The organism is Massilia eburnea, from assembly GCF_009720745.1.
Taxonomy (GTDB): domain Bacteria; phylum Pseudomonadota; class Gammaproteobacteria; order Burkholderiales; family Burkholderiaceae_D; genus Rugamonas; species Rugamonas eburnea.
Genome location: NZ_WNKX01000002.1, coordinates 202,470 through 228,734, shown reverse-complemented (window position 1 = coordinate 228,734; position 26,265 = coordinate 202,470). Strand labels below are relative to the sequence as shown.

Annotated in this window: 37 protein-coding genes; 34 read left to right on the top strand and 3 right to left on the bottom strand. The window is 58.6% G+C overall.

Going from position 1 to position 26,265, the window contains the following annotated elements; all coding sequences use genetic code 11:
• Positions 1-187: 187 nt before the first annotated feature.
• The 10 genes from rpsL (at position 188) to creD (ending at position 11,933) form a co-directional block, all read left to right on the top strand.
• Entirely contained in the window at positions 188-571 is a 384-nt protein-coding gene (gene rpsL, locus GM658_RS03630; RefSeq protein WP_028102972.1) for a 30S ribosomal protein S12, read from the top strand.
• Between the two features lie 109 nt (positions 572-680).
• On the top strand, positions 681-1,151 hold the full coding sequence (gene rpsG, locus GM658_RS03625; protein ID WP_155452640.1) for a 30S ribosomal protein S7: 471 nt from the start codon (positions 681-683) through the stop codon (positions 1,149-1,151).
• A gap of 102 nt (positions 1,152-1,253) precedes the next feature.
• Positions 1,254-3,359, top strand: a complete 2,106-nt coding sequence (fusA, locus tag GM658_RS03620; protein WP_155452639.1) for an elongation factor G — start codon at positions 1,254-1,256, stop codon at positions 3,357-3,359.
• Between the two features lie 78 nt (positions 3,360-3,437).
• Positions 3,438-4,628, top strand: a complete 1,191-nt coding sequence (gene tuf / locus GM658_RS03615) for an elongation factor Tu (RefSeq protein ID WP_155452638.1) — start codon at positions 3,438-3,440, stop codon at positions 4,626-4,628.
• Positions 4,629-4,745: 117 nt separating this feature from the next.
• The gene (gene rpsJ / locus GM658_RS03610) at positions 4,746-5,063 is read left to right on the top strand and encodes a 30S ribosomal protein S10 (protein ID WP_028101676.1); all 318 of its coding nucleotides are present in this window, start codon (positions 4,746-4,748) and stop codon (positions 5,061-5,063) included.
• A gap of 275 nt (positions 5,064-5,338) precedes the next feature.
• Positions 5,339-8,146 carry a TonB-dependent receptor plug domain-containing protein gene (locus tag GM658_RS03605; RefSeq protein WP_155452637.1) on the top strand — a complete coding sequence of 936 codons (2,808 nt, stop codon included), beginning with the start codon at positions 5,339-5,341 and terminating at the stop codon, positions 8,144-8,146.
• 71 nt (positions 8,147-8,217) lie between these two features.
• A complete protein-coding gene (locus GM658_RS03600) occupies positions 8,218-8,424 on the top strand; it encodes a hypothetical protein (RefSeq protein WP_155452636.1) in 207 nt (68 codons plus the stop codon).
• A complete protein-coding gene (creB, locus tag GM658_RS03595) occupies positions 8,421-9,119 on the top strand; it encodes a two-component system response regulator CreB (RefSeq protein WP_155452635.1) in 699 nt (232 codons plus the stop codon). The genes GM658_RS03600 and creB overlap by 4 nt, the downstream gene beginning before the upstream one ends.
• Positions 9,116-10,519, top strand: coding sequence for a two-component system sensor histidine kinase CreC (creC, locus tag GM658_RS03590; RefSeq protein WP_155452634.1), 1,404 nt, complete (start codon positions 9,116-9,118; stop codon positions 10,517-10,519). The genes creB and creC overlap by 4 nt, the downstream gene beginning before the upstream one ends.
• Before the next feature lie 49 nt (positions 10,520-10,568).
• On the top strand, positions 10,569-11,933 hold the full coding sequence (gene creD / locus GM658_RS03585; RefSeq protein WP_155452633.1) for a cell envelope integrity protein CreD: 1,365 nt from the start codon (positions 10,569-10,571) through the stop codon (positions 11,931-11,933).
• A 410-nt stretch (positions 11,934-12,343) separates the two neighbouring features.
• Here creD and GM658_RS03580 read toward each other — a convergent pair whose 3' ends face one another.
• The 3 genes from GM658_RS03580 to GM658_RS03570 all read right to left on the bottom strand — a co-directional run bounded on the left by GM658_RS03580 (position 12,344) and on the right by GM658_RS03570 (position 14,851).
• Positions 12,344-13,144: a PEP-CTERM sorting domain-containing protein gene (locus GM658_RS03580; protein WP_155452632.1), complete on the bottom strand. Its 801-nt coding sequence runs from the start codon at positions 13,142-13,144 to the stop codon at positions 12,344-12,346.
• Between the two features lie 55 nt (positions 13,145-13,199).
• On the bottom strand, positions 13,200-14,564 hold the full coding sequence (locus GM658_RS03575; protein WP_155452631.1) for a family 43 glycosylhydrolase: 1,365 nt from the start codon (positions 14,562-14,564) through the stop codon (positions 13,200-13,202).
• 104 nt (positions 14,565-14,668) lie between these two features.
• Positions 14,669-14,851 (bottom strand): hypothetical protein, encoded by a 183-nt coding sequence (locus tag GM658_RS03570; RefSeq protein WP_155452630.1) that lies wholly within the window; start codon positions 14,849-14,851, stop codon positions 14,669-14,671.
• A gap of 248 nt (positions 14,852-15,099) precedes the next feature.
• Between GM658_RS03570 and rplC the strand changes: the two genes are divergently transcribed.
• The 24 genes from rplC (at position 15,100) to rpsM (ending at position 26,254) form a co-directional block, all read left to right on the top strand.
• A complete protein-coding gene (gene rplC / locus GM658_RS03565; protein ID WP_090436010.1) occupies positions 15,100-15,756 on the top strand; it encodes a 50S ribosomal protein L3 in 657 nt (218 codons plus the stop codon).
• 3 nt (positions 15,757-15,759) lie between these two features.
• A complete protein-coding gene (gene rplD, locus GM658_RS03560; protein WP_155452629.1) occupies positions 15,760-16,380 on the top strand; it encodes a 50S ribosomal protein L4 in 621 nt (206 codons plus the stop codon).
• Entirely contained in the window at positions 16,377-16,694 is a 318-nt protein-coding gene (gene rplW / locus GM658_RS03555) for a 50S ribosomal protein L23 (RefSeq protein WP_057264745.1), read from the top strand. Before rplD ends, rplW begins: the two co-directional genes overlap by 4 nt.
• Positions 16,694-17,521, top strand: coding sequence for a 50S ribosomal protein L2 (gene rplB, locus GM658_RS03550; protein ID WP_155452628.1), 828 nt, complete (start codon positions 16,694-16,696; stop codon positions 17,519-17,521). Before rplW ends, rplB begins: the two co-directional genes overlap by 1 nt.
• A 9-nt stretch (positions 17,522-17,530) precedes the next feature.
• Positions 17,531-17,806, top strand: coding sequence for a 30S ribosomal protein S19 (gene rpsS / locus GM658_RS03545; RefSeq protein ID WP_093556914.1), 276 nt, complete (start codon positions 17,531-17,533; stop codon positions 17,804-17,806).
• Positions 17,803-18,135: a 50S ribosomal protein L22 gene (gene rplV / locus GM658_RS03540; protein ID WP_207232949.1), complete on the top strand. Its 333-nt coding sequence runs from the start codon at positions 17,803-17,805 to the stop codon at positions 18,133-18,135. The genes rpsS and rplV overlap by 4 nt, the downstream gene beginning before the upstream one ends.
• Before the next feature lie 9 nt (positions 18,136-18,144).
• Positions 18,145-18,936 (top strand): 30S ribosomal protein S3, encoded by a 792-nt coding sequence (gene rpsC, locus GM658_RS03535; RefSeq protein WP_155452627.1) that lies wholly within the window; start codon positions 18,145-18,147, stop codon positions 18,934-18,936.
• 2 nt (positions 18,937-18,938) lie between these two features.
• Positions 18,939-19,358, top strand: a complete 420-nt coding sequence (rplP, locus tag GM658_RS03530) for a 50S ribosomal protein L16 (protein WP_028101660.1) — start codon at positions 18,939-18,941, stop codon at positions 19,356-19,358.
• Between the two features lie 12 nt (positions 19,359-19,370).
• The gene (rpmC, locus tag GM658_RS03525; RefSeq protein WP_028101659.1) at positions 19,371-19,562 is read left to right on the top strand and encodes a 50S ribosomal protein L29; all 192 of its coding nucleotides are present in this window, start codon (positions 19,371-19,373) and stop codon (positions 19,560-19,562) included.
• Positions 19,559-19,825 carry a 30S ribosomal protein S17 gene (gene rpsQ, locus GM658_RS03520; RefSeq protein WP_055937633.1) on the top strand — a complete coding sequence of 89 codons (267 nt, stop codon included), beginning with the start codon at positions 19,559-19,561 and terminating at the stop codon, positions 19,823-19,825. The genes rpmC and rpsQ overlap by 4 nt, the downstream gene beginning before the upstream one ends.
• A 255-nt stretch (positions 19,826-20,080) precedes the next feature.
• Positions 20,081-20,449: a 50S ribosomal protein L14 gene (gene rplN / locus GM658_RS03515; RefSeq protein ID WP_028101657.1), complete on the top strand. Its 369-nt coding sequence runs from the start codon at positions 20,081-20,083 to the stop codon at positions 20,447-20,449.
• Between the two features lie 11 nt (positions 20,450-20,460).
• Positions 20,461-20,775: a 50S ribosomal protein L24 gene (gene rplX / locus GM658_RS03510; protein ID WP_155452626.1), complete on the top strand. Its 315-nt coding sequence runs from the start codon at positions 20,461-20,463 to the stop codon at positions 20,773-20,775.
• Positions 20,776-20,781: 6 nt separating this feature from the next.
• On the top strand, positions 20,782-21,321 hold the full coding sequence (rplE, locus tag GM658_RS03505; protein WP_155452625.1) for a 50S ribosomal protein L5: 540 nt from the start codon (positions 20,782-20,784) through the stop codon (positions 21,319-21,321).
• A 6-nt stretch (positions 21,322-21,327) separates the two neighbouring features.
• Positions 21,328-21,633, top strand: a complete 306-nt coding sequence (rpsN, locus tag GM658_RS03500; protein WP_055937643.1) for a 30S ribosomal protein S14 — start codon at positions 21,328-21,330, stop codon at positions 21,631-21,633.
• Between the two features lie 14 nt (positions 21,634-21,647).
• Complete coding sequence (gene rpsH, locus GM658_RS03495) at positions 21,648-22,043, top strand: 30S ribosomal protein S8 (RefSeq protein ID WP_155452624.1); 396 nt, start codon at positions 21,648-21,650, stop codon at positions 22,041-22,043.
• Positions 22,044-22,054: 11 nt separating this feature from the next.
• Positions 22,055-22,588, top strand: coding sequence for a 50S ribosomal protein L6 (rplF, locus tag GM658_RS03490; protein ID WP_055937648.1), 534 nt, complete (start codon positions 22,055-22,057; stop codon positions 22,586-22,588).
• A gap of 13 nt (positions 22,589-22,601) precedes the next feature.
• Positions 22,602-22,964, top strand: coding sequence for a 50S ribosomal protein L18 (rplR, locus tag GM658_RS03485; protein ID WP_028101651.1), 363 nt, complete (start codon positions 22,602-22,604; stop codon positions 22,962-22,964).
• A 10-nt stretch (positions 22,965-22,974) separates the two neighbouring features.
• Positions 22,975-23,493, top strand: a complete 519-nt coding sequence (rpsE, locus tag GM658_RS03480) for a 30S ribosomal protein S5 (protein ID WP_057264732.1) — start codon at positions 22,975-22,977, stop codon at positions 23,491-23,493.
• 14 nt (positions 23,494-23,507) lie between these two features.
• A complete protein-coding gene (gene rpmD / locus GM658_RS03475) occupies positions 23,508-23,684 on the top strand; it encodes a 50S ribosomal protein L30 (RefSeq protein ID WP_035373423.1) in 177 nt (58 codons plus the stop codon).
• A gap of 26 nt (positions 23,685-23,710) precedes the next feature.
• Positions 23,711-24,142 carry a 50S ribosomal protein L15 gene (gene rplO, locus GM658_RS03470; RefSeq protein ID WP_155452623.1) on the top strand — a complete coding sequence of 144 codons (432 nt, stop codon included), beginning with the start codon at positions 23,711-23,713 and terminating at the stop codon, positions 24,140-24,142.
• A 26-nt stretch (positions 24,143-24,168) separates the two neighbouring features.
• Positions 24,169-25,503 (top strand): preprotein translocase subunit SecY, encoded by a 1,335-nt coding sequence (gene secY / locus GM658_RS03465; RefSeq protein WP_155452622.1) that lies wholly within the window; start codon positions 24,169-24,171, stop codon positions 25,501-25,503.
• Positions 25,504-25,722 carry a translation initiation factor IF-1 gene (infA, locus tag GM658_RS03460; protein ID WP_005663428.1) on the top strand — a complete coding sequence of 73 codons (219 nt, stop codon included), beginning with the start codon at positions 25,504-25,506 and terminating at the stop codon, positions 25,720-25,722.
• 36 nt (positions 25,723-25,758) lie between these two features.
• Positions 25,759-25,872 carry a 50S ribosomal protein L36 gene (gene rpmJ / locus GM658_RS03455; RefSeq protein WP_082507582.1) on the top strand — a complete coding sequence of 38 codons (114 nt, stop codon included), beginning with the start codon at positions 25,759-25,761 and terminating at the stop codon, positions 25,870-25,872.
• Positions 25,873-25,888: 16 nt separating this feature from the next.
• Positions 25,889-26,254 (top strand): 30S ribosomal protein S13, encoded by a 366-nt coding sequence (rpsM, locus tag GM658_RS03450; protein WP_028101646.1) that lies wholly within the window; start codon positions 25,889-25,891, stop codon positions 26,252-26,254.
• The last annotated feature ends 11 nt before the right edge of the window (positions 26,255-26,265 follow it).

Genomic DNA, 26,265 nt, shown 5'->3' with positions numbered 1-26,265 from the left:
CTAAAATTTCCGCATTCAGGTTGACTGAGCTGTTAACCAGGTATATACTCGCGAGTTCTCAATTTAGTCTGCGCATCGTATACGCCTCTTTTTGAGCGACGTTCAGCGCACCCTAAGAGATACCGTTTTAGCCCCCGGGCAAGGCTGCCCGGGTTGTCAATGCTGTAATTTTGTTGGATTTAAAACGATGCCAACCATCAACCAATTGATTCGCCAACCACGTACCAAGCTGGTCGTGAAGAGCAAATCGCCGGCACTTGAAAACTGCCCGCAAAAGCGTGGCGTGTGCACCCGTGTGTACACCACCACTCCTAAGAAGCCTAACTCGGCACTGCGTAAAGTTGCAAAAGTGCGTCTGACCAACGGTTTCGAAGTGATTTCGTACATCGGCGGTGAAGGCCACAACCTGCAGGAACACAGCGTTGTTCTGCTGCGCGGCGGTCGTGTAAAAGACTTGCCGGGTGTGCGTTACCACATGGTCCGTGGCTCTCTGGATACCCAGGGCGTGAAAGACCGTAAGCAAGCTCGTTCCAAGTACGGTGCGAAGCGCGCTAAGGCCGCTAAGAAGTAATTTGCAGTTTAACTGAGTTGAGGCGGTCGCGAGACCGAGTAAGTGGATGGCTATGATGGCCACCGCGAGTGCCAAATCAGAGGCGCTCAACTGAAGAAAAGGAAATGACATGCCACGTCGTCGTGAAGTACCCAAGCGCGAAATTCTGCCGGATCCAAAATTCGGTAGCACCGAAGTCGCTAAATTCGTAAACGTCCTGATGCTGTCCGGCAAGAAGTCGGTTGCAGAAAACATCATCTACGGCGCCTTCGACCACATCCAATCCAAGTCCGGCAAGGACCCGCTGGAAGTGTTCACCGCAGCGATCAACAACGCCAAGCCGCTGGTTGAAGTGAAGTCCCGCCGTGTTGGCGGCGCTAACTACCAGGTTCCAGTCGAAGTGCGCCCAGTGCGCCGCCTGGCCCTGTCCATGCGTTGGCTGCGTGAAGCCGCTAACAAGCGCTCCGAAAAGTCCATGCCACAGCGCCTGGGCGGCGAGCTGCTGGAAGCCGCGGAAGGCCGTGGCGGTGCAATGAAGCGCCGTGACGAAGTCCACCGTATGGCTGAAGCGAACAAAGCGTTCTCGCACTTCCGCTTCTAATACGTTTGGCCGGCCATTCGTGGCTGGCCTAGTTCAAGCCGGGCACATTTTTCTCAAGAAAATGCTGCTCGGTTTTGTCCATTCAAAGATTTAGGATCAATTATGGCCCGCAAGACCCCCATTGAGCGCTACCGTAATATCGGTATCTCCGCTCACATCGACGCCGGTAAGACCACCACTACCGAGCGCGTGCTGTTCTACACCGGCGTGAACCACAAGATTGGTGAAGTGCACGACGGCGCCGCCACCATGGACTGGATGGAGCAGGAGCAAGAGCGCGGCATTACCATTACCTCGGCAGCGACGACCTGCTTCTGGAATGGCATGGCCAACAACTTCAAGCCACACCACATCAACATCATCGACACCCCAGGGCACGTTGACTTCACCATCGAGGTGGAGCGTTCGATGCGCGTTCTGGACGGCGCTTGCATGGTTTACTGTGCAGTGGGCGGCGTGCAGCCACAGTCTGAAACCGTGTGGCGCCAGGCTAACAAGTACAAGGTCCCTCGTCTGGCCTTCGTGAACAAGATGGACCGTACCGGCGCCAACTTCTTCAAGGTCTACGAGCAGATGCGTTCGCGCCTGAAGGCCAACCCGATCCTGATCCAGATCCCGATCGGCGCTGAAGACAACTTCAAGGGCGTGATCGACCTGGTCAAGATGAAGGCCATCATCTGGGACGACGCGTCCCAGGGCATGAAGTTCGACTACGTGGACATCCCTGCAGAACTGCAGGATTCCGCCGTTGAATGGCGCGAGAAGATGGTTGAAGCCGCTGCTGAAGCGTCGGAAGACCTGATGAACAAGTACCTGGAAGAAGGCGAACTCTCTGAAGAAGAGATCAAGCAAGCCCTGCGCCAGCGTACCATCGCTTCGGAAATCGTTCCGATGATGTGCGGCACCGCCTTCAAGAACAAGGGCGTGCAGGCCATGCTGGACGCCGTGATCGAATACCTGCCATCGCCAGTGGACATCGCTGACGTTGCCGGTACCGACGAAGACGAACAGCCAGCTACCCGTAAGGCTTCGGACGAAGAGAAGTTCGCTGCCCTGGCATTCAAGATCATGACCGACCCGTTCGTGGGCCAGCTGGCCTTCTTCCGCGTCTACTCCGGCGTGGTGAACGCAGGCGACACCGTGTACAACTCGGTCAAGCAGCGTAAAGAGCGTCTGGGCCGTATTCTGCAGATGCACGCTAACCAGCGTGAAGAGATCAAGGAAGTCCGCGCCGGCGACATCGCCGCTGCAGTGGGCCTGAAGGACGTGACCACCGGCGAAACCCTGTGCGATCCATCCTCGATCATCACCCTGGAAAAGATGGTGTTCCCAGAGCCAGTGATCCAGCAGGCAGTTGAGCCTAAGACCAAGGCTGACCAGGAAAAGATGGGCCTGGCCCTGAACCGCCTGGCACAGGAAGATCCTTCGTTCCGCGTGAAGACCGACGAAGAATCCGGCCAGACCATCATCGGTGGTATGGGCGAGCTGCACCTGGAGATTATCGTTGACCGTATGAAGCGCGAATTCGGCGTGGAAGCAACCGTTGGCAAGCCACAGGTTGCATACCGCGAAACCGTGCGCAAGTCGGTGTCCGACGTGGAAGGCAAGTTCGTCAAGCAGTCCGGTGGCCGCGGTCAGTACGGTCACGCTGTTGTTACCCTGGAACCACAGGAACAAGGCAAGGGCTTCGAATTCGTCGACGCGATCAAGGGCGGTGTGATTCCTCGCGAATTCATCCCTGCGGTGGAAAAAGGCGTGCGCGAAACCCTGAACAACGGTGTTCTGGCTGGCTACCCAGTGGTCGACGTCAAAGTCACCCTGACCTTCGGTTCCTACCACGACGTTGACTCGAACGAAAATGCATTCCGCATGGCCGGTTCGATGGCGTTCAAGGAAGCTTGCCGTCGCGCCAACCCAGTGATTCTGGAGCCAATGATGGCTGTGGAAGTCGAGACTCCGGAAGACTACGCCGGTACCGTGATGGGCGACCTGTCGTCCCGCCGCGGTATGGTGCAGGGCATGGACGAGATCCCAGGCGGCGGCGGCAAGATCATCAAGGCAGAGGTACCTCTGTCGGAGATGTTCGGCTACTCGACCATCCTGCGTTCCGCGACCCAGGGCCGCGCGACCTACACCATGGAGTTCAAGCACTACTCCGAGGCGCCTAAGCACGTGATCGACGCAATCGTCACCGCTAAAGCGAAGTAAAATTGATATTTACCCGGGCGGGGGAAGATCCCCCCGCCTGGTTTGACCTTAAATCTAAAGTTCTGAGGAAGAATTAAAATGGCAAAAGAAAAGTTCGAGCGGACTAAACCGCACGTGAACGTTGGCACCATCGGTCACGTTGACCACGGCAAAACCACCCTGACCGCTGCAATCGCAACCGTTCTGTCGAAGAAGTTCGGCGGCGAAGCGAAAGCTTACGACCAGATCGACGCTGCTCCAGAAGAAAAAGCACGCGGCATTACCATCAACACCGCCCACGTCGAGTACGAGACCGCCACCCGTCACTACGCTCACGTTGACTGCCCAGGCCACGCCGACTACATCAAGAACATGATTACCGGTGCTGCGCAGATGGACGGCGCGATCCTGGTTTGCTCCGCAGCTGACGGCCCAATGCCGCAGACCCGCGAGCACATCCTGCTGGCGCGTCAGGTTGGCGTTCCTTACATCATCGTGTTCCTGAACAAGTGCGACCTGGTTGACGACGCAGAACTGCTGGAACTGGTCGAAATGGAAGTGCGCGAGCTGCTGTCCAAGTACGAATTCCCAGGCGACGACCTGCCAATCATCAAGGGTTCGGCACGTATGGCGCTGGAAGGCCAGCCAGGCGAAATGGGCGAAGAGTGCATCATGCGCCTGGCCGACGCCCTGGATTCCTACATCCCAACCCCAGAGCGCGCTGTTGACGGCACCTTCCTGATGCCAGTGGAAGACGTGTTCTCGATCTCCGGCCGCGGTACCGTGGTGACCGGTCGTGTTGAGCGCGGCGTGATCAAGGTCGGCGAAGAAATCGAAATCGTTGGTATCGTTGACACCGTCAAGACCACCTGCACCGGCGTGGAAATGTTCCGCAAGCTGCTGGACCAGGGTCAAGCCGGCGACAACGTTGGCCTGCTGCTGCGCGGCACCAAGCGTGAAGACGTTCAGCGTGGTCAGGTTCTGGCGAAGCCAGGCTCGATCAAGCCGCACGCTCACTTCACCGGCGAGATCTACGTTCTGTCGAAAGATGAAGGCGGCCGTCACACCCCGTTCTTCAACAACTACCGTCCACAGTTCTACTTCCGTACCACCGACGTGACCGGTTCCATCGAACTGCCAGCGGACAAAGAAATGGTTATGCCAGGCGATAACGTCTCCATCACCGTGAAGCTGATCTCCCCGATCGCTATGGAAGAAGGCCTGCGTTTCGCAATCCGTGAAGGCGGCCGTACCGTCGGCGCCGGCGTGGTTGCCAAGATCATCGACTAATCGTTTTTTAGTCTGATCGAAAACGGGCCGGCATGTGCTATCATGTCGGCCCGTCGCAGTATTTACATACATTGCCGGAAACATATTGTTGCCGGTTCGTTCTTTTAAGGAATAAGCATGTCCGCTCCAAACCAAAAGATCCGTATCCGCCTGAAGGCTTTCGACTACAAGCTGATCGACCAGTCCGCACTGGAAATCGTTGACACCGCCAAGCGCACCGGCGCTGTGGTAAAAGGCCCGGTTCCTCTGCCAACCCGTATCCAGCGTTACGACGTGCTGCGTTCCCCGCACGTGAACAAGACTTCGCGCGACCAGTTCGAAATCCGCACCCACCAGCGCCTGATGGACATCGTGGATCCAACCGACAAGACTGTTGACGCCCTGATGAAGCTGGACCTGCCAGCTGGCGTGGACGTCGAAATCAAACTGCAGTAATCCCGGTTTCGTCGCAAGACAAGAAAAGCCCGCTTCGGCGGGCTTTTTTATTTGCGCCGAGGCGTGAAAACGAAAGAGCCCGCATATGCGGGCTTTCTTATTTTGTTTTCTGATAACAAATTAAATTCGGCAAATTGCCAAATGAACAGCAAATACATATTGGTGACACTTTAAGACAATTATTGAACGTTCGGTAAAACTAGCCACATTCCCAATTTTTCGATTATCATTCACGGCTTTTATTTTTCATAAGTAAATATTAGGGAGTGAAATAGTTGAACGCTAAGCCAAACCTGAATAAGAGCGTAATCGCTGCCGCTGTGGCAGTCGCATTCGCCGCCCCAGCTTTCGCACAAGAAGCCGAAGCACCTAAGCTGCAACGCGTGGAGATCACCGGTTCCAGCATCAAACAGAGCGCGCGCGAAAACGCCGGCGCCCTGCAGACTTTCACCCATGCTGACGTCGAGCGCACCGGCCAGACCTCGGTGCTGGGCGTGCTGACTCAGATCTCCGCCGTCGACACCAACATCAGCTCCGCCTCCGCCAGCTCCGGCAGCTTTGCCACCGGCTCCTCCGGCATCGAACTGCGCAACCTGGGCAAAGCTGCGACCCTGATCCTGGTCAACGGCCGCCGCATCGCGCAGTACGGCCTGGCCGACGGCGCACAAGAAAACTTCACCAACCTGGACGCGATTGCGGCTGACGCGATCGAACGCATCGAAGTGCTGAAGGATGGCGCATCCGCCACCTACGGTTCCGACGCCATGGCTGGCGTGGTCAACATCATCCTGCGCAAGGATTACACCGGCATCAAGCTGAAGGCCAACTATGCGCAAGCGCAGCACTTCGCTGACCAGCGCACCCGTTCCGTATCCGGCCTGTTCGGCTTCGGCGACGTTGAGAAAGATGGCTACAACACCTACCTGGCCGTGGAAGGCCGCAAGGCGGACGGCTGGTCCACCGGCGACATGCGCGACAAGGGCCTGGTACCTGACTGGCACCGCCAGACCCCGGGCCGTTCGACCTGGGATGCCAAGAGCACCTATTCGCCAGCCGGCAACTACCTGGTAGGCGGCGTCCTGAAGCCGGCAGCAAGCTGCCCGGTTGACGCCATCGATCCAAAAGACGGCGCCTGCAAATGGGACGCCCTGCCTTATGCTGGCCAGACCACTGACAACCGCCGCTGGGCATTGCTGAGCAACACCCACTTCAAGATCGCCGGCGACATCGACGCCAACTTCGAAATCACTTCGGCTGGCGCGCAAACCGAATACATCGTTGCTCCGTTCTCGACCCAGAACGGCGGCACCACCTCCAGCCGCAGCGTGTGGTACAACGCGATCGACGGCAAGATGGTAGGTCCGTTCTCCTATCCTAAGCTGCCGGTTGGCCACGCGTATAATCCGTACGCCACCCCGACTGAAATCCGTGCCCGCCTGCTGGATACCGGCGACGGCTTCAACTTCAACCGCACCGACTCCAACCAGAACCGCGTCATGCTGCGCCTGGAAGGTTCGTTGGGCGATTACGACTGGAAGAGCGCCGTCGGCTACATGGATTCGAAGGCGACCAAGGCTACCCGTGCTCCTAGCGCCGTCGGCTACACCGACGCCATCGTCAACGGCACCTACAAGTTCGGCCAGCAGAACGATCCAGCCCTGCTGGACTCCATGTTCCCGGTCCGTACCACTGCCGGTAAGGCAAAAATCACCTTCATCGACGGCCTGCTGACCGGCGAAGTGATGCAACTGCCAGCCGGCCCAATGAGCTTCGCAGTGGGCGCCGACGTGCGCAAGGAACACTACGAAATGGCCAGCTCGGACAACGTGCTGCGCGGTGACCTGGTCGGCATCTTCGGCCTGCAGGTGAGCGATTCGCGTTACCAGGGCGCCGTGTTCGGCGAAACCCTGGTGCCTCTGCTGAAGGGCCTGGAGCTGTCCGCGGCTGCGCGCCTGGACAAGACCAACAAGTCCGAAGCCCACGTATCGCCTAAGCTGGGCCTGAAGTACACCCCGTTCGACGGCCTGATCCTGCGTACTACCGCCACCGGCGGCTTCCGCGCACCGAACATCGTTGAAACCGGTAACGGCCTGGGCCGCAGCTCGGTGCAGAACAGCGTGGTCGACCTGCGCCGTTGCCCGGCCGCGACTGAGCTGAACAACATCGTGCAGAACGCCCCTGGCGCAACCCCTGCCGACAAGCAGCGCGCTAACGCCTTCCGCAACAGCGACTGCCTGGGCAGCCTGCCGAACTTCACCACCTCCAATCCGGACCTGAAGCCGGAAACCTCGAAGTCCTTCACCGCCGGCATCTTCTTCGAGCCAGTGAAGAACACCTGGTTCTCGGTCGACTACTACCACATCGAGCGCAAGGACGAAATCGGTACCCGTACCGTGCCTGAACTGCTGCGCAATGAAGCGTCGCTGGCCCCGGGCCAACTGGTCCGCGTGGACAACACCGCTGCCGACAACGAGTTCATCGCCCTGGCCAAGAAGTACAATCCGAATACCACCGCGAACTTCGGTGGCGTCGGTACCATGGGCCTGGTCTACAACCCGTACGTCAACAGCGGCAAGACCCGTACTTCGGGCTTCGACTTCGAAGCGTTCAACAAGGGCCGCATCGCCGGCGTTGCAGAATACTCGGTCAAGATCGACGGCGAATATCGCTGGAAGTACCAGCAGTTCGACGTGGTCGCCAACGAGTACCTGCCGAACCAGTTCGGTACCTGGGACCGCGGCTCGCGCCTGATCGTCAACGTGCGTCCATCGCTGAAAGTCGGCGCCTGGGATCAGGGCCTGACCTTCAAGTTCAAGAGCGCTTACAGCAACAACAGCGAAGACTCGCCGAACTACTGCGTCGAGCAGAAGGTTACCGCTGAAAACATGGATGCCTGCAGCAAGGTGAAACCACCGGTCATCGTGGACTACAACCTGACCTACCGCGGCGTGAAACACCTGACCCTGAGCGCCTACGTCTACAACCTGTTCAACAAGGAGCAGGCAGTACGTTGGCGCGATGGCTTCAGCTTCACCAGCCCAGCCCTGCGTACCTTCGGCGCCGCTGCAACTTACGAGTTCTAAGCGTTACGTGGCATAAGCCATAATAGAGGCCGGGCAGCGATGCCCGGCCTTTTTTTATTCCGGAGACAAGAATGAAACGCGTGATTGCTATCGCCGTACTCGCCCTGCTGGCCAGCGCCTGCGGCAAGAAGACCCCGGTCGACCAGGCTGCGCAGGATATCAAGGCCATGGGCGCCCAGCGCAACAAGGCACAGGATGCCATGAAGGCGATGGAAGAGAGCCAGCAGAAAGCCAAGGAAGCGGCCGACAAGGCAGCCGACGACGATAAGCAGAAATGAACGACAAAACCATCCTCATCGTCGAAGACGAGCAGGCGATTGCAGACAGTATCGCTTTCGCTCTCGGCAAGGAGGGCTTTGTGCCGCGCCATGTAACGCTGGGCGAGCAGGCGCTGGCCGCAGCGCGCGATCAGCCGCCGGCGCTGGTGATCCTCGATGTCGGCCTGCCCGATATCAGCGGCCTCGATGTGTGCCGCCGCCTGCGGCAGTTCTCCGAAGCGCCGGTGATTTTCCTCACCGCGCGCAGCGATGAGATCGACCGCATCGTGGGCCTGGAAATCGGCGCCGACGATTATGTGACCAAGCCGTTTTCGCCGCGCGAGCTGGTGGCGCGCGTGCGCGTGATCCTGCGCCGCGCTGGCGCACCTGCGCCGCTCGCCGCAGCACCGGCTGCCGCGAGCGGCAAGACATTCGAGCTGCGCGCCGCGGAAGCCCGCATCCTCTTCGCCGGCCACGCGCTGGACTTAACCCGCTACGAATACCTGCTGCTGAAAACCCTGGTCGAACACCCCGGCCATGTGCTTTCGCGCGCCCAGCTAATGGACCGCGTCTGGTGCGACGCCCCTGATACCCTGGACCGCACGGTGGACGCCCACATCAAATCCCTGCGCGCCAAACTGCGTGCGATCGACGACAGCGCCGACCCTATCCAGACCCACCGCGGCATGGGTTACAGCTTGCAGCCTGGCGCATGAAGATCGGCCTGCGCATCCTTCTGGGCTATTTCCTGATCGTCGGCCTGGCGGCCTGGTTCCTGCTCAACATCTTTGTGCAGGAAGTCAAACCCGGCGCCCGCTCCACGCTGGAGGCCGCAATGGTCGATACCGCGCAATTGCTGGCCCAGATCGTCGCCGATGATATGAAGGAGGGAGCGAGCGCTCGAACGCTGCTGACGAAAATCGCCGCCGCCAGCCGCAGTGCCGGCAACCGCATCACTATCACCGATGGGAAAGGCATTGTGCGCTTCGATTCCGAGGGCAAGGCAGTCGGCCAGGACTACTCGCGCTGGAATGACGTCTACCTCACGCTGCGCGGAAAATACGGCGCCCGCATGTCGAGCGACGTGCCGGGCGAATACGGCAGCCTGGTGATGTACGTGGCAGCGCCGGTGCGCGACGGCGACCGCATCATCGGAGTGCTGACAGTCGGCAAGCCAATCTCCAGCGTGCAGGGCTTCATTGAGCGTAGCCAGCGCAAAATCCTCAAGTGGGGCGCCTTGCTGCTTGGCCTGTCGCTATTGATTGGCGTTGTGATCACATGGCGCATGGCCAGCACCGTCAACAAACTGATGGTCTTCGTGGAAGCGGTGCAAGATGGACGCAAAGCCGTCATGCCGAAGCTGGGCAGCAGCGAAATCAGTACCCTCGGCCACGCGCTGGAAGCCATGCGCGCCAAGCTGGAAGGCAAGGATTACGTCGAGACCCTGATGCACACGCTGACGCATGAATTGAAAAGCCCGATCGCCGCCATCCAGGCCGCTGCCGAACTGCTGGAAGAAGACATGCCACCCGAGCAGCGTCGCCAGTTCCTCGCCACCATCCAGGCGCAAAACGCCCGCCAGCGCGATCTGATCGACAAGCTCCTGGCGCTGGTACGGGTCGAAAAGCAGCAACGTATCGATGACGCCATTCCGCTCGATGCAGCCGGCCTGCTGCAAGACGTCGCAGGAGACTTCCAGTCCCGCCTCGCTGCCCGCCAACTGACGCTGGAGATGGATGCCGAGCCGGCGCTGGAGCTGCAGGGCGATGCCCTCTTGTTGCGCCAGGCCCTGGGCAACCTGCTCGATAACGCTATTGGTTTCGCGCCGCCCGGCAGCACAGTGCGTCTCTCCGCGCACCGCAGCGATGGACATGTCGAAATCAGCGTGAGCGACGCCGGCCCGGGCATCCCAGCCTATGCCAAAGCGCGCCTGTTTGAACGTTTCTATTCCCTGCCGCGCCCCGATGGCGCCAAAAGCACCGGACTCGGATTGCCTTTCGTGCGCGAGGTCGCGGCGCTGCACGGCGGCAGCGCGCAGGTTGCAAACGGCGAAGACGGCGGCTGCCGCGCTACGCTCCTGCTGCCGCTTCACACTGAGCGCATCAACAACGCATAATCGCTCACTACACTGGCGCAACCTCAATAACAATAGGAAGCGCCAAACCATGCAAAAACGACTCCTGGTCAAAGCCTTCATTGTCGGCGTACTGATGCTGCTGCTCGGTATACCGCTGGCCATGATCCAATCGACCATCAGCGAACGCATCGCCTACCGCGATGAAGCTGCCCGCAGCATTGCCGCCGATTCGGTCGGCCAGCAGCAAATCTATGGGCCTGTGCTGGTGATGCCGTATGACGAGGTGTATACCGTCGAAGAGAAAGACAAGGACGGCAAGCCAGAGATTAAACGCTATCGTAAGCACTCGCGCCACCTGGTCTTCCCCAACCAGCTTGATGTGCAATCGAACCTTGGCACGGAACGGCGCCACCGCGGCATCCACCAGGTGCTGATGTTCAATGGCGCGCACAAGATCAGCGGTGATTTCATCCTGCCGACAATGAGCGAGTTGCCGCATACCGAGTCTGGTTCACAGATCACGCCTGACCGGCCCTTCATTTCGATGGTGGTGGCGGATGTGCGCGGCGTGCGGGATATTCCGCGCCTGGTGTGGGGCACGCGCAGTATCGAATTCGAGCAGGGTTCTGGACTGCATTCATCGCGTCAGGGTTTGCACGCCACGCTCGCAATGGAAGATGCTGCCCCGGGCGCGATAACGTTCAGTTTCAACCTGAACCTGGCAGGCATGAACAGCCAGGCGTTTGTGCCACTTGCGCGGAATAACCGCTTCGTGATGTCTTCGCCCTGGCCGCATCCGCAATTCACTGGCCGCTTCCTTCCGGAGCAATATAACCTGAGTGACAAAGGCTTCCAGGCGGTGTGGCGCATCTCGTCGCTGGCTAGCGAGGCGCAGGCGCAGCTGCGCCAGCGCGAGCAGTCCGCGGGGCAGGGCGACGCCAGCCTTGGGCCTCTGGATACGATCATGGCCAGTTTCATCGAACCCGTGAACGTGTATTCAATGGCCGACCGCGCCACGAAATACGGCCTGCTGTTCGTCGCGCTGACCTTCGCCGCCTTCTTCCTGTTCGAAGTGATGAAGCGCCTGCCCATCCACCCGGTGCAATACCTGCTGGTGGGCCTCGCGCTGGCCCTGTTCTTCCTGTTGCTGGTCAGCCTGTCCGAGCACTATGCCTTCGTTGCCTCCTACATCGCGGCCAGCGCGGCCTGCATCGTGTTGATCGGCTACTACCTGGCGCACGTCATGCATGACTGGAAGCGCGGCGCAGGCTTTGGCGGCGCCTTGTGCGGCCTGTATGGCATCCTGTTTGGCTTGCTCAATTCGGAAAACAATGCCCTGATGCTGGGCGCGATTCTCTTGTTCGCCGTGCTGGCTGCAATCATGGTCGCCACGCGCAAGGTTGACTGGTACAACTTGAATAATCCGGCCACCGTGCCGGCGGAGCCAGCGTAATGCTGCCGGGCGGCTTGCTGACGCCGGCGCTGGCCGATGGCGCGCAGTTGGCGCTCATCGCCGGATACACGGGCGGCCAGCCGGGCGATCCGGTGCGCGTCATGCTGGACCAGCGCGGTCTGCGTGTGCTGCTGGTGCTGGCCAGCTATGAAACGGTGGCATGGCAGCTCGATATCCGTCCGGGAACGGAGCTGGTTGGCGTGGTGGTTAGCGCCTACCGCGCGGTGGCTGTCGCGGGGCACGGCGAAGCGCCGGTCTATCGCATGTCGCTGCCGTGTGCACCGGCGCCCGGCAGCGCTGCCTACCAGGACCTGATGCATATCCTGCAGGCCCGCTTGGGACGTAGCCAGCCGGATGTGTTCCGTGGCTACCTGCGGTTGCCGGAGCAGGTCGCGATTGCTTGCGCTGGTTCATGTGCGGGCCAGGCCGCGCCGCAAGTTGCCGCTAGCGGCCAGCACACCAAGTCCGGCCAGCAGCATCAGCCAGGAGGAGGGCTCGGGCACCAGCAGTTGCAGTTCGAAGCCCGAGCGCAAATCCCACCAGGCTTGCTCGACCTGTTCAGTGTCGTTGCGTACGTAGGCGGTCATGCGTTGGTCGAATAATTGGGCGATCGGTCTCGGAACCAGCTGGAAAAGGGTGAACTGCGGTTCGCCAAACCCATACGGCTGCACGAATTGGGAAAAGGCGAGCAGCGAGCCATAATAGGGAAAGTCCGGATTGGTCGCACTGAGCCCGCCATGCAGGCGCACACTGAAGGTGGCGAAGGTGTTCGGCAGTACCTCGAAGCCGGGCAGGAGCAGGTCGGCGCCGGTCTGTCCCTTGTTTTGCTTTGTGCCTTCGGTGAATTCGATATGCGCGGTGGCTGACGTTTGGTCTGGCGCCACGCTGACGGAGGAAGAACTGCCAAGGTAGCCGATGGACGAATGAAGCGGCATGGTCGAGCTGTCCGGACGCTCCGGCTGGTCGTACAAGTTCACCTGCTGGCAGGAGTCAGGAACGAAGCAAAGCTCGTTATGCAGGAAACCGCGCGGGGCGCGCGTCAGCATCACGCCGGGCGCCGGGCCATCGGGATCGATGGCAGTTGCCGTCATCCGGATATAGTCAAATGAAACCGCGCCCTCCAGGAAGCGCGTCTGGGCCCATGCGGGCGAGCTGGCGGCGACGCAGGACGCCGCCGCGATTGCCGTTGCTAGCCGGTGCGAAGTCTTCATGTTCGATCCTCCCTGACCGGCCAAGCGTAGCGCGAAGCTGCCCGCGTGAGCGCCACTATGGGCGCGTGAAGCTCCACTGCTGGTTGCTGCCGCTATTCAGCGGCCACTGGATGATCTGAGCGTTCTCTGCGGTGCTCTTGTTCTGCACGTCGACCACATAGCCGCTCAGCAGGTTCTTCACTGTGTACCAGCCGCTGGCGGGGCTGGCGAAGCTCCATTGCTGGCCGTTGCCGGCCCAATAGCCCCATTGCGCGATATTGGTGCCGGCGGTGGTGGAGTTCTGCCAATTGTCCAGGCTGCGCAGGCTGAGGGCGTTGATGATGCTGTACTGGCCATCGCCGTGACCGATCAGGTACCACTGCTGGTGCCTGCCGCCGCTGTAGGTTTGCTGCTGCACCATGGCGCCGTCGCTGGTCGAGGCATTGGCGACCGCCAGCGCCTTGCCGCTCAGGCGTGACTTGATCACATACGGCCCGTCGCTCATGCCGCCGCAGCCCGCGAAGTCGGTGAAATTGCGGGTCAGCGTCGGCCAGCCGCCGCTGTAGGTCATGCGCAGGATGTCGAGCTTGGGATTGCCGTTGTCGGTCAGGTCGTAATAATGGATGGACGTGAAGTTGCAGCCATCCTGCTTCAGCACGCCGATATGGCCGGGGCCTTTGTACTTGCCGTCCACGTTCGGCAGCGCGGTGCGGGTACCGGAGTAGGGGCCGGTGATGCTGGTGGCGCGCTGCACTTCCACGTAATAGGTGCTGTCGACGCCCTTGCAGCAGGCGCCGCGATTGACGAACAGGTAGTAGTAGCCGCCGTCGCGCGCAATGTAGGGCGCCTCCATGTCCAGTCCGCCTCCGCCCAGGATTTTGGTGACGTTGCCGGCCGGCTTGCCGGTCGACTGGTTGATCTCGACCACGCCAATGCCGCCGAAGAAGGAGCCGTAGCTCATATACACCTTGCCGTCATGGTCCCGGTATAGCGCCGGGTCGATGGCGTTGATCTCGCTGCTGCCGCCAAACGATTCGACCACGATGCCCAGGTCGGTCCACGCAGGGTTTTTCAGCGAGGCCGAGCGCGCCACGCCGATCGCCGAGCTGGAAGTGCCGAACGTCGAGACCGAGTAATAAATATAGTAGTAGCCGTTCATGTGAATCACGTCCGGCGCCCAGAACGAGCCGCTGAAGTTGGGGATCTTGCTGGTGATCCAGCTCGGGTAGGTGGTGAATACCGGTCCCGGCCCACCTTGCCAGTTGATCAAGTCCGTGGAGGTCGAATACCAGATCCCGGTGCCGGTGGTGAAGTTGAAATAAGTATCGCCATCTTTCGTGATGGTGCCCGGGTCATGGGCATTCTGCAGGCCGGTGAGGGTAACCGCCTGGGCGGCGAAGGCGCACAGAGCCAGGCAGCAGGCTGCCAGAAAGCGTTTCATGGAGTCTCCTTTGTAGTGGTTGTCCACTCAGCTTAGGAGTGGCAATAGTGCAATCCCAATCACATTTTTTGCTGTGGCGATACAGAAATCGGCATGCCGCCCGCTCACGTCAGGAGCAGGCCGGCTAGCAGCATCAGCCAGGCGGCAGGCTCGGGTACGGCCGGCAGCAGTTGCAAGGCCAGGGACGAATGCAGATACCACCGGGCATGTTCGGTCTCCGCCGTATCGTTGCGCAAGATGGCGACAATCAGCTCTGGGCCCATGCGGGCAGGGCGCTGGCGAGGCACAGCGTCATCATTGCAGAGCTTGCCATCTTGACCATTTTATCCTCCTGATAACCGGACCAACATAGCGCGTTGGCGAAACGTGGCGCGCCATGTGGAAAACACTGACATACCTCGTACAAAGCTGTTGCGTCAAGAGGAAATTCTCGGTACACTAGCCGGCTTCGGTATGGGTTCGTCTTTTTTATGCCCGTATCTTTTTTTGTAGTTAAACAAAGCCCCGCCCAATCGTAGGTGGGAATGGAGAAAAAATGAGCCTTGGCCTCCTCGGTCGCAAGGTTGGTATGATGCGCATCTTCACCGATGACGGGGATTCGATCCCAGTCACCGTTGTCGACGTATCGAACAACCGTGTTGCGCAAATCAAAACTCCTGAAGTGGATGGTTATTCCGCTGTTCAGGTTGTCTTCGGTCAGCGTCGCGCATCCCGCGTGACTAAAGCTGCTGCCGGTCACTACGCTAAAGCAGGTGTTGAAGCTGGTTCCTTCATCAAGGAATTCCGCGTTGACGCAGCTAAAGCATCCGAACTGAAAGCTGGTGAAGTTATCGCCGCTTCCCTGTTCGAAGTCGGTCAAAAGATCGACGTGCAAGGTGTGTCGATTGGTAAAGGCTATGCCGGTACCATCAAGCGTCACAACTTCGCATCGGGTCGTCAAACCCACGGTAACTCCCGTTCGCACAACGTACCAGGCTCGATCGGTATGGCGCAGGATCCAGGCCGTGTGTTCCCAGGTAAGCGCATGACCGGTCACATGGGCGACGTCACCGTCACCACCCAGAACCTGGAAATCGCTCGTATCGACGCTGATCGCCAGCTGCTGCTGGTGAAGGGTGCAGTACCAGGCGCGAAAAACGGCCAGGTTGTTGTATCGCCAGCTGTTAAAGTTAAAGCAAAGAAGGGAGCTTAATCGATGGAACTGAAGCTCTTGAACGCGCAAGGTCAAGTCGCCTCCAACGTAGCCGCCGCTGACACCGTCTTCGGCCGTGACTACAACGAAGCGCTGATCCACCAAGTCGTCGTTGCTTACGCTGCTAACGCACGTAGCGGTAACCGCAAGCAAAAAGACCGTGAAGAAGTCCACCACACGACCAAGAAGCCATGGCGCCAAAAAGGCACCGGCCGTGCTCGTGCTGGTATGTCCTCCTCCCCGCTGTGGCGTGGTGGTGGCCGCATCTTCCCGAACTCCCCTGACGAGAACTTCTCGCACAAGGTCAACAAGAAGATGTATCGCGCAGGTATCTGCTCGATCCTGTCCCAGCTGGCCCGCGAAGAGCGTCTGGTTGTGATCGAAGATCTGGCTATCGAAGCTCCTAAGACCAAGCTGCTGTCGCAAAAGCTGACCGGCATGGGTCTGGACTCCGTCCTGATCGTTACCGACACCATCCAGGAAAACCTGGAACTGGCTTCCCGCAACCTGCCGAACGTGCTGGTTGTCGAGCCACGTCACGCTGACCCAATGTCCCTGGTCTTCTACAAGAAGGTCCTGGTCACCAAGGCAGCTCTGGCACAGATTGAGGAGATGCTGGCATGAGCGCAGTTATCAAACACAGCGAAGAGCGCCTGATGAAGGTGCTGCTGGCTCCGGTCATTTCCGAAAAAGCCACCATGGTTGCGGAAAAGAACGAACAGATCGTGTTCCTGGTTTCCAAGGATGCGACCAAGCCAGAAATCAAGGCCGCCGTTGAACTGCTGTTCAAGGTTGAAGTGGAATCGGTGCAGACCGTGAACCGCGAAGGTAAGGTCAAGCGTTCCGGCCGTTTCATCGGTCGCCGCAACCACACCAAGCGTGCTTTCGTGTGCCTGAAGCCAGGCCAGGAAATCAATTTCACCGAGGAGGCTAAATAATGGCACTCGTTAAGATGAAGCCAACCTCCCCAGGCCGTCGCGGCATGGTGAAGGTTGTGAACAGCGACCTGTTCAAAGGCCGTCCGTTCGCCGCCCTGCTGGAAAAGAAGTCCAAGACTGCTGGCCGTAACAACAACGGTCACATCACCACCCGCCACATCGGCGGTGGCCACAAGCACCACTACCGTGTTGTGGACTTCAAGCGCACCAAGGATGGCATCCCGGCGAAAGTGGAGCGTATCGAATACGATCCAAACCGTACCGCACACATCGCCCTGCTGTGCTACGCCGACGGCGAGCGCAAGTACATCATCGCCCCGAAAGGCGTTGCTGTTGGCGATACCCTGCTGAACGGTTCGGAAGCGCCGATCAAGGCCGGCAACTGCCTGCCAATCCGTAACATCCCAGTCGGCACCAACATCCACTGCGTGGAAATGCTGCCAGGTAAAGGTGCCCAGATGGCCCGTACCGCTGGTGCTGTTGTGGTCCTGATGGCCCGTGAAGGTACCTACGCCCAGGTTCGCCTGCGCTCCGGCGAAGTGCGCCGCGTGCACATCGAGTGCCGCGCCACCATCGGCGAAGTCGGCAATGCTGAACACAGCCTGCGCAAGATCGGTAAAGCTGGTGCGATGCGCTGGCGCGGTGTTCGCCCAACCGTCCGCGGTGTGGTGATGAACCCGATCGACCACCCGCACGGTGGTGGTGAAGGCCGTACCGCAGCTGGTCGTCATCCAGTGTCCCCATGGGGCCAGCAGACCAAGGGTAAGAAGACTCGCTCCAACAAGCGTACTTCTTCGATGATCGTCTCTCGCCGCGGCAAGAAATAAGGATAAACCATGACTCGTTCATTGAAAAAAGGGCCGTTCTGCGACGCCCACCTGGTGAAAAAAGTCGAAGCCGCACAAGCGACCAAAGACAAAAAACCAATCAAAACCTGGTCCCGTCGCTCGACGATCATGCCTGACTTCATCGGTCTGACCATTGCCGTGCACAACGGCAAGGTCCACGTGCCTGTGTACGTTTCCGAGAACATGGTTGGTCACAAGCTCGGCGAATTCGCGCTGACCCGTACCTTCAAGGGCCACGCTGCTGACAAAAAGGCTAAGAAATAATGGAAACTAAAGCTATCCTCAAAGGCGTTCGCCTGTCGGATCAAAAAGGTCGCCTGATCGCTGACCTGATCCGCGGTAAGAAGGTTGACGCCGCGCTGAACATCCTGCAGTTCAGCCCGAAAAAAGGCGCGTTCATCGTCAAGAAGGTTCTGGAGTCCGCCATCGCGAACGCCGAGCACAACGACGGTGCCGACATCGACGAACTGTTCGTGAAAACGATCTACGTCGAAAAGGGTCCAATCCTGAAGCGCTTCACTGCACGCGCTAAAGGTCGTGGCGACCGTATCTCGAAACAATCCTGTCACATTTACGTGACTGTCGGTAACTAAGGAGCTGCGATGGGTCAGAAAATTCATCCAACCGGTTTCCGTCTGGCGGTCACCCGTAACTGGGCATCTCGCTGGTACGCAACCAACGGTAACTTCGCTTCCATGCTGAACGAAGACCTGAAGGCACGTGCTTTCCTGAAGAAGAAGCTGAAAAACGCTTCCGTAGGCCGCATCGTCATCGAGCGTCCTGCCAAGAACGCACGCTTCACCGTGTACAGCTCGCGTCCTGGCGTCGTGATCGGCAAGAAGGGCGAGGACATCGAAGTCCTGAAGTCCGCCCTGACCAAGATCATGGGCGTGCCAGTGCACGTGAACATCGAAGAAATCCGTAAGCCGGAAATCGACGCTCAGCTGATCGCTGACTCGATCTCCCAGCAGCTGGAAAAGCGTATTATGTTCCGCCGCGCCATGAAGCGCGCCATGCAGAACGCAATGCGCCTGGGCGCCCAGGGCATCAAGATCATGTCCTCCGGCCGTCTGAACGGCATCGAGATCGCCCGTACCGAATGGTATCGTGAAGGCCGCGTGCCTCTGCATACCCTGAAGGCGGACATCGACTACGGTACCTCCGAAGCGTCCACCACCTACGGCATCATCGGTGTCAAGGTGTGGGTCTACAAGGGCGACCGCTCCGCCACCGGCGAAGCGCCAGTCATCGAGACCCCGGCTGAAGAGAAGAAGCCACGTGGCCCGCGCCGCGAAGACGGTAAGCCAGCTGGCCGCCGTCCAGCTCCAGGCGCCAAAGCCCCAGCCGCCCGCCGCGCTGCCAAGCCGGCTGCAGCTGATAAAGCAGGAGAATAAGCATGCTGCAACCAAGCCGCAGGAAATATCGTAAAGAGCAGAAAGGCCGTAACACCGGCATTTCGCACTCCACCGGCACTAACGTGTCGTTCGGTGAGTTCGGCCTGAAGGCCGTGGCTCGTGGCCGTATCACTGCACGCCAGATCGAGTCCGCTCGTCGTGCAATGACCCGTCACATCAAACGTGGTGGCCGTATCTGGATCCGTGTTTTCCCAGACAAGCCGATCTCCAACAAGCCTGCTGAAGTCCGTATGGGTAACGGTAAGGGTAATCCGGAGTACTACGTTGCCGAAATCCGTCCAGGCAAAGTCCTGTACGAAATGGATGGCGTTGGCGAAGAACTGGCACGCGAAGCGTTCCGTCTGGCTGCTGCTAAACTGCCTCTGGCTACCACCTTCGTGGTGCGCCAGGTTGGCCAATAATTGGAGTGAAATATGAAAGCATCTGAACTCCGTGGCAAAGACCAGGCTGCACTGCAGAAAGAACTGAACGACCTGCTGAAGGCGCAGTTCGGTCTGCGTATGCAAGCTGCTACCCAGCAGCTGGGCAACAGCTCGCAGCTGAAGAAGGTCCGCCGCGACATCGCCCGCGTGAAAACGGTAATGAACTCGAAGGAAGCGAAATGACCGAACAAGTTAAGCTGAAGCGTACTCTGATCGGTAAAGTCGTGTCCGACAAGATGGACAAGACCGTTACCGTTCTGATCGAACGTCACGTCAAGCACCCTCTGTATGGCAAGATCATCGTCCGCAGCGCCAAGTACCATGCGCACGACGAGACCAACCAGGTCAAAGCCGGTGATACGGTAGAGATCGTGGAAGGTCGTCCGATCTCCAAAACGAAGGCGTGGACGGTGACCCGTGTAGTGCAAGCTGCACAAATCGTCTAAGTAAGTTGCAAGCCGGGAGCGTGAGTTCCCGGCCACAATTTAATTAGTTCTTGCAGGCCCGCAGGTTTTATGTGATACTTGCGGGCTTCGTCCATGTATCCGCCGCAAAGTTTCTCTCCGCAGACGCGATAGCGGTCAGTACTTGTATGAAGATCAAGCACCCAATCAGTGCGCATCGTGCGCGCTGGCGGGACCAAGACTGACCGATGTCCGCATTGTGTGGATTCTTCGGCTTAAGTTGGGAAAGAGATAACTATGATTCAAACTGAAAGCCGGCTCGAAGTAGCCGACAACACCGGTGCCAAGGAAGTCATGTGCATCAAGGTGTTGGGCGGTTCCAAGCGCCGTTACGCTGGCATCGGCGACGTGATCAAAGTCACCGTTAAGGTGGCTCAGCCTCGCGGCCGTGTCAAAAAAGGTGAAATTTATAACGCCGTGGTTGTGCGCACCGCTAAGGGTGTGCGTCGCCAGGACGGTTCGCTGGTGAAGTTCGACGGCAATGCTGCTGTCCTGCTGAACAACAAGCTGGAACCGATCGGTACCCGTATCTTTGGCCCAGTGACGCGTGAACTGCGCACTGAGAAGTTCATGAAGATCGTGTCCCTGGCACCGGAAGTCCTGTAAGGAGTCAGACAATGGATAAGATTCGCAAAAACGACGAAGTCATCGTCCTGACTGGTAAGGACAAGGGCAAGCGCGGCGTAGTGACCCAGCGTGTAGACGCTGAGCACGTCGTGGTGGACGGCGTTAACGTGGCTAAAAAAGCCGTTAAGCCAAACCCGATGACTGGTGTTCAAGGTGGCATCGTTGATAAGACCATGCCTATTCACGTGTCCAACGTTGCTCTGTTCAACGCTGCGACCGGTAAGGCAGATCGCGTAGGCTTTAAAGAAGTGGACGGCAAAAAAGTCCGCGTCTTCAAGTCGAACGGCGAAGTAGTGAAAGGGTAATCAGAAATGGCCCGTCTGCAACAACTGTACAAAGACAAGATCGTCGCTGAGCTGACCGGTAAATTCGGTTACTCCTCCGTGATGGAAGTGCCGCGCCTGACCAAGATCACCCTGAACATGGGTCTCTCGGAAGCCGTGGCTGACAAGAAAATCATCGAGCACGCTGTTGGCGACCTGACCAAGATCGCCGGCCAGAAGCCAGTCGTGACCAAGGCCCGTAAGGCAATCGCAGGTTTCAAGATCCGCGAAGGCTACCCGATCGGTACCATGGTGACCCTGCGCGGCGCCCGCATGTACGAATTCCTGGACCGTCTGATCACCGTGGCCCTGCCGCGCGTGCGTGACTTCCGTGGTGTGTCTGGCAAATCCTTCGATGGCCGTGGTAACTACAACATCGGCGTGAAAGAACAGATCATCTTCCCGGAAATCGAGTACGACAAGATCGACGCACTGCGTGGTATGAACATCTCGATCACCACCACCGCGAAGACCGACGACGAAGCCAAAGCGCTGCTCGCCGCCTTTAAATTCCCGTTCAGGAACTAAACGATCATGGCAAAACTCGCACTGATTAACCGTGAACAGAAGCGTGCTGACCTGGTGGCTAAATTCGCTGCCAAGCGCGCCGCTCTGAAGGCCATCATTGATGACCAGACCAAGTCGGAAGAAGAGCGTTACGAAGCACGCCTGAAGCTGCAGGCACTGCCGCGTAACTCGGCTCCAACCCGTCAGCGTAACCGCTGCCAGGTCACCGGTCGCCCACGTGGCACCTTCCGTAAATTCGGCCTGGGTCGTATCAAGCTCCGTGAATTCGCCATGCGTGGCGAGATCCCGGGTATGACCAAAGCCAGCTGGTAATAGGAGAATAAGCAATGAGTATGAGCGATCCTATCGCCGATATGCTGACCCGTATTCGCAACGCACAGACCGTGCAAAAGACCTCCGTGGCAATGCCATCGTCGAAGGTTAAAGTTGCGATTGCCAACGTCCTGAAGGATGAGGGTTACATTGAAGATTTCGCCGTGTCCACCTCTGAGGGCAAGTCGGAACTGAAAATCGGTTTGAAATATTATGTAGGCCGTCCTGTGATCGAACGTCTGGAACGTGTTTCGCGTCCAGGCCTGCGTATCTACAAAGGCAAAGATGAGATCCCAACCGTGATGAACGGCCTGGGCGTGGCAATCGTGTCGACCCCGCAAGGCGTCATGACCGATCGCAAGGCGCGCGCTACCGGTGTTGGTGGCGAAGTCATCTGCTTCGTGGCTTAAGGAGTAACACAATGTCTCGTGTAGCTAAAATGCCGATCGTTGTGCCTGCTGGCGCCGAAGTTGCCATCTCCGCACAAGCGATCACCGTCAAGGGCCCGCTGGGCACCCTGACCCAGAGCCTGAACGGCCTGGTTAAAGTTGAAAACAACGCTGGCACCCTGTCCTTCGACGTGGTGAACGACAGCCGTGAATCGAACGCCATGTCCGGCACCCTGCGTGCCCTGGTCAACAACATGGTAGTGGGCGTCACCAAGGGCTTCGAGAAGAAGCTGTCCCTGGTCGGCGTGGGCTACAAAGCCCAGGCTCAAGGCGACAAGCTGAACCTGTCCCTGGGCTTCTCGCACCCAGTCGTTCACGACATGCCTGCCGGCGTCAAGGTGGCAACCCCAACCCCAACCGAGATCATCATCTCTGGCGTCGATCGCCAAAAGGTTGGCCAGGTGGCTGCCGAAGTGCGTGCTTACCGCTCCCCTGAGCCTTACAAGGGCAAGGGTGTCCGCTATGTGGACGAAGTGGTTAAGCTCAAAGAAACCAAGAAGAAGTAATTAGGGGCTGACGATGGACAAAAAAGAATCTCGTCTGCGCCGCGGACGTCAAACTCGCATCAAGATCGCGCAACTGAAAGTGAACCGCCTGTCGGTCCACCGCACCAACCTGCACATTTACGCGAACCTGATCAGCCCGGACGCCAAAGTTCTGGTTTCGGCCTCGACCGTGGAAGCGGAAGTACGCGCCGAGCTGGCTGGCAAGTCTGGCAAGGGTGGCAACGCCGCCGCTGCCGCACTGGTTGGCAAGCGTGTCGCAGAAAAAGCACTGAAAGCGGGCATCACCGAAGTCGCCTTCGACCGCTCCGGTTTCCGTTACCACGGCCGCATCAAGGCGCTGGCTGAAGCCGCGCGTGAAGCTGGCCTGAAGTTCTAAGGGTACGATCATGGCAAAAATGCAAGCAAAAATGGCATCCGATAAGCCGGATGATGGCATGCGCGAAAAAATGATCGCGATCAACCGCGTGACCAAAGTGGTCAAGGGTGGTCGCATCATGGGCTTCGCAGCGCTGACCGTGGTTGGTGACGGCGATGGCCGCATCGGCATGGGCAAGGGCAAGTCGAAAGAAGTTCCAGTCGGTGTGCAGAAGGCAATGGAAGAAGCCCGCCGCAACCTGATCAAGGTTCCTCTGAAGAACGGCACCCTGCAGCACACCGTCACCGGCCGCCACGGCGCGTCGAAAGTGATGATGTCGCCAGCTAAGCCAGGTACCGGCGTAATCGCAGGTGGCGCGATGCGCGCTATCTTCGAGGTGATGGGCGTGACCGACGTGGTGGCGAAGTCCACCGGTTCGAACAACCCATACAACCTGGTGCGCGCCACCCTGGACGGCCTGGCCAAAATGAGCACTCCAGCTGACATCGCTGCCAAGCGCGGCAAGTCGGTTGAAGAGATCCTGGGTTAATAGGGAGCACTTCAATGAGCACTATCAAAGTCAAACTGGTGAAGGGCCTGATCGGCACCCGTCAAGACCACCGCGCTACCGTGCGTGGCCTGGGCCTGCGTCGTGTGAACTCTGTCAGCGAACTGCAGGACACTCCTGCTGTGCGCGGCATGATCAACAAGGTCGCCTACCTCGTTAAAGTCGTTTCCTAAGCGACCCTTAGGAACTGGAGAAAACAATGCAACTGAATACCATTCAACCAGCAGAAGGCGCGAAGCACGCTAAGCGCCGCGTTGGCCGCGGTATCGGCTCCGGCCTCGGTAAAACCGCAGGCCGCGGCCACAAAGGTCAGAAATCGCGTTCGGGCGGCTTCCACAAAGTCGGCTTCGAAGGCGGTCAAATGCCTCTGCAGCGTCGTCTGCCTAAGCGTGGCTTCAAATCCCTGAATGCCACTTTCAAGGCTGAAGTGCGTCTGTCCGACCTGAGCGCCCTGGCTGTCGGTGAAGTCGACATCCTGGTGCTGAAACAGGCCGGCGTGCTGAATGTTCTGGCACGCGACGTACGTGTGATCGCTTCCGGCGAAATCACCAAAGCAGTGACCGTAAAAGGCCTGAAGGTGACCGCTGGCGCGAAAGCAGCCATCGAAGCAGCTGGCGGCTCGGTAGCCTGAGTCAGCTAGCTTAATCGGAGCGAAAATTGGCAACGAACCAACAGCTTGCTAAATCCGCCGCCGCCGGCTTCCCATGGAACCGGCTGTGGTTTTTGCTGGGCGCTCTGGTGGTGTACCGTATCGGTGCACACATCCCTGTTCCGGGTGTCAACCCGGTAGAGCTGGCACGACTGTTCGAATCGCAGCAGAACGGCATCCTGGGCATGTTCAACATGTTCTCGGGTGGCGCGCTGTCGCGCTTCACAGTCTTTGCCCTGGGCATTACTCCATACATCTCGGCCTCGATCATCATGCAGCTGGTGTCGATCGTGTCCCCGACGATGGAGGCGCTGAAAAAAGAAGGTGAATCGGGCCGTCGCAAGATTACCCAATACACCCGTTATGCAACTGTCGGTCTGGCACTGTTCCAGGCGTTCGGCATCGCGGTGGCGCTGGAAGCACAGCCCCTGCTGGTGATCGACCCTGGCATGGGCTTCCGCTTCGTCACCGTGGTGACGCTGCTGACCGGCACCATGTTCGTGATGTGGTTGGGCGAGCAGATTACCGAGCGCGGTCTTGGTAACGGCATCTCGATCATCATCTTCGCCGGTATTGCTGCTGGTCTGCCGAACGCACTGGGTGGCTTGTTCTCCCAGGTGTCGCAAGGCGCCATCGGTGCACCGTCGGCGATCCTCATCGTGCTGCTGGTGGCTGCCGTCACCTACGCCGTGGTGTTCGTGGAACGTGGTCAGCGCAAGATCCTGGTCAACTATGCCAAACGTCAGGTCGGTAACAAGATCTACGGTGGGCAGACCAGCCACCTGCCGCTCAAGCTCAACATGGCAGGCGTGATTCCGCCGATCTTCGCTTCGTCGATTATCTTGTTCCCGGCTACCATCGTGGACTGGTTTTCGAAAGGTGCGGACCCCGCCAACACGGTGGTGCGCTTCCTGAAAGATCTGGCTGCGTCGATGGCTCCTGGTGAGCCAATCCATGCACTGCTGTACGCCGTGGCAATCATTTTCTTCTGCTTCTTCTACACCGCACTGGTGTTCAACAGCAAGGAAACTGCGGACAACTTGAAGAAGAGCGGGGCCTTTGTGCCAGGGATTCGTCCCGGTGAGCAGACAGCCCGTTACATCGACAAGATCCTGATGCGATTGACCCTGGCGGGCGCCGTGTACATTACCGCCGTGTGCTTGCTGCCGGAATTCATGCAAGCCCAGTGGAAAGTGTCGTTCTATTTTGGTGGTACTTCGCTGTTGATTATTGTGGTTGTGACCATGGACTTCATGGCTCAAGTGCAAAACTATGTGATGTCGCAGCAATATGAATCGCTGCTGCGCAAAGCTAACTTCAAGGGCGGACTTCCGACACGATAAATGGCAAAAGACGACGTCATTCAGATGCAGGGCGAGATCCTGGAGAACTTGCCTAATGCAACTTTTCGAGTAAAGCTGGAAAACGGCCACGTGGTACTCGGCCACATTTCGGGTAAAATGCGGATGAACTATATCCGCATTCTCCCTGGCGACAAGGTCACGGTTGAATTGACGCCTTACGACCTGAGCCGGGCCCGTATTGTGTTCCGGACAAAGTAATTAATTAAGCAATTTCGAACATAAGAGAGTGCAATCATGAAAGTTAACGCTTCAGTTAAGCGCATCTGCCGCAACTGCAAGATCATCAAGCGCAAGGGCGTGGTCCGCGTAATCTGCGTGGAAGCTCGTCACAAGCAGCGTCAAGGTTAATTCGAGGGAATAACGAATGGCACGTATTGCAGGGGTTAACATCCCAAATCATAAGCACACCGTTATCGGCCTGACCGAGATCTACGGTATCGGCCGTCCTCGTTCGCAGTTCATCTGCGCACAAGCCGGCGTTGCAACCAACAAGAAGGTCAAGGACCTGGACGACAGCGAGCTGGAAAAGCTGCGTGAAGAAATCGGCAAATTCATCGTGGAAGGCGACCTGCGCCGCGAACTGTCGATGAACATCAAGCGTCTGATGGACCTGGGCTGCTACCGTGGTCTGCGTCACCGTAAGGGCCTGCCGGTCCGCGGTCAGCGCACCCGCACCAATGCACGTACCCGCAAGGGCCCGCGCAAAGCCGCTCAATCGCTGAAGAAATAATTAGGGAACTA

Coding starts and splice junctions, on each gene's coding strand:
- rpsL (WP_028102972.1), top strand. CDS start 188: ATGCCAACCATCAACCAATTGATTCGCCAACCACGTACCAAGCTGGTC.
- rpsG (WP_155452640.1), top strand. CDS start 681: ATGCCACGTCGTCGTGAAGTACCCAAGCGCGAAATTCTGCCGGATCCA.
- fusA (WP_155452639.1), top strand. CDS start 1,254: ATGGCCCGCAAGACCCCCATTGAGCGCTACCGTAATATCGGTATCTCC.
- tuf (WP_155452638.1), top strand. CDS start 3,438: ATGGCAAAAGAAAAGTTCGAGCGGACTAAACCGCACGTGAACGTTGGC.
- rpsJ (WP_028101676.1), top strand. CDS start 4,746: ATGTCCGCTCCAAACCAAAAGATCCGTATCCGCCTGAAGGCTTTCGAC.
- GM658_RS03600 (WP_155452636.1), top strand. CDS start 8,218: ATGAAACGCGTGATTGCTATCGCCGTACTCGCCCTGCTGGCCAGCGCC.
- creB (WP_155452635.1), top strand. CDS start 8,421: ATGAACGACAAAACCATCCTCATCGTCGAAGACGAGCAGGCGATTGCA.
- creC (WP_155452634.1), top strand. CDS start 9,116: ATGAAGATCGGCCTGCGCATCCTTCTGGGCTATTTCCTGATCGTCGGC.
- creD (WP_155452633.1), top strand. CDS start 10,569: ATGCAAAAACGACTCCTGGTCAAAGCCTTCATTGTCGGCGTACTGATG.
- GM658_RS03580 (WP_155452632.1), bottom strand. CDS start 13,144: ATGAAGACTTCGCACCGGCTAGCAACGGCAATCGCGGCGGCGTCCTGC.
- GM658_RS03575 (WP_155452631.1), bottom strand. CDS start 14,564: ATGAAACGCTTTCTGGCAGCCTGCTGCCTGGCTCTGTGCGCCTTCGCC.
- rplC (WP_090436010.1), top strand. CDS start 15,100: ATGAGCCTTGGCCTCCTCGGTCGCAAGGTTGGTATGATGCGCATCTTC.
- rplD (WP_155452629.1), top strand. CDS start 15,760: ATGGAACTGAAGCTCTTGAACGCGCAAGGTCAAGTCGCCTCCAACGTA.
- rplW (WP_057264745.1), top strand. CDS start 16,377: ATGAGCGCAGTTATCAAACACAGCGAAGAGCGCCTGATGAAGGTGCTG.
- rplB (WP_155452628.1), top strand. CDS start 16,694: ATGGCACTCGTTAAGATGAAGCCAACCTCCCCAGGCCGTCGCGGCATG.
- rpsS (WP_093556914.1), top strand. CDS start 17,531: ATGACTCGTTCATTGAAAAAAGGGCCGTTCTGCGACGCCCACCTGGTG.
- rpsC (WP_155452627.1), top strand. CDS start 18,145: ATGGGTCAGAAAATTCATCCAACCGGTTTCCGTCTGGCGGTCACCCGT.
- rplP (WP_028101660.1), top strand. CDS start 18,939: ATGCTGCAACCAAGCCGCAGGAAATATCGTAAAGAGCAGAAAGGCCGT.
- rpmC (WP_028101659.1), top strand. CDS start 19,371: ATGAAAGCATCTGAACTCCGTGGCAAAGACCAGGCTGCACTGCAGAAA.
- rpsQ (WP_055937633.1), top strand. CDS start 19,559: ATGACCGAACAAGTTAAGCTGAAGCGTACTCTGATCGGTAAAGTCGTG.
- rplN (WP_028101657.1), top strand. CDS start 20,081: ATGATTCAAACTGAAAGCCGGCTCGAAGTAGCCGACAACACCGGTGCC.
- rplX (WP_155452626.1), top strand. CDS start 20,461: ATGGATAAGATTCGCAAAAACGACGAAGTCATCGTCCTGACTGGTAAG.
- rplE (WP_155452625.1), top strand. CDS start 20,782: ATGGCCCGTCTGCAACAACTGTACAAAGACAAGATCGTCGCTGAGCTG.
- rpsN (WP_055937643.1), top strand. CDS start 21,328: ATGGCAAAACTCGCACTGATTAACCGTGAACAGAAGCGTGCTGACCTG.
- rpsH (WP_155452624.1), top strand. CDS start 21,648: ATGAGTATGAGCGATCCTATCGCCGATATGCTGACCCGTATTCGCAAC.
- rplF (WP_055937648.1), top strand. CDS start 22,055: ATGTCTCGTGTAGCTAAAATGCCGATCGTTGTGCCTGCTGGCGCCGAA.
- rplR (WP_028101651.1), top strand. CDS start 22,602: ATGGACAAAAAAGAATCTCGTCTGCGCCGCGGACGTCAAACTCGCATC.
- rpsE (WP_057264732.1), top strand. CDS start 22,975: ATGGCAAAAATGCAAGCAAAAATGGCATCCGATAAGCCGGATGATGGC.
- rpmD (WP_035373423.1), top strand. CDS start 23,508: ATGAGCACTATCAAAGTCAAACTGGTGAAGGGCCTGATCGGCACCCGT.
- rplO (WP_155452623.1), top strand. CDS start 23,711: ATGCAACTGAATACCATTCAACCAGCAGAAGGCGCGAAGCACGCTAAG.
- infA (WP_005663428.1), top strand. CDS start 25,504: ATGGCAAAAGACGACGTCATTCAGATGCAGGGCGAGATCCTGGAGAAC.
- rpmJ (WP_082507582.1), top strand. CDS start 25,759: ATGAAAGTTAACGCTTCAGTTAAGCGCATCTGCCGCAACTGCAAGATC.
- rpsM (WP_028101646.1), top strand. CDS start 25,889: ATGGCACGTATTGCAGGGGTTAACATCCCAAATCATAAGCACACCGTT.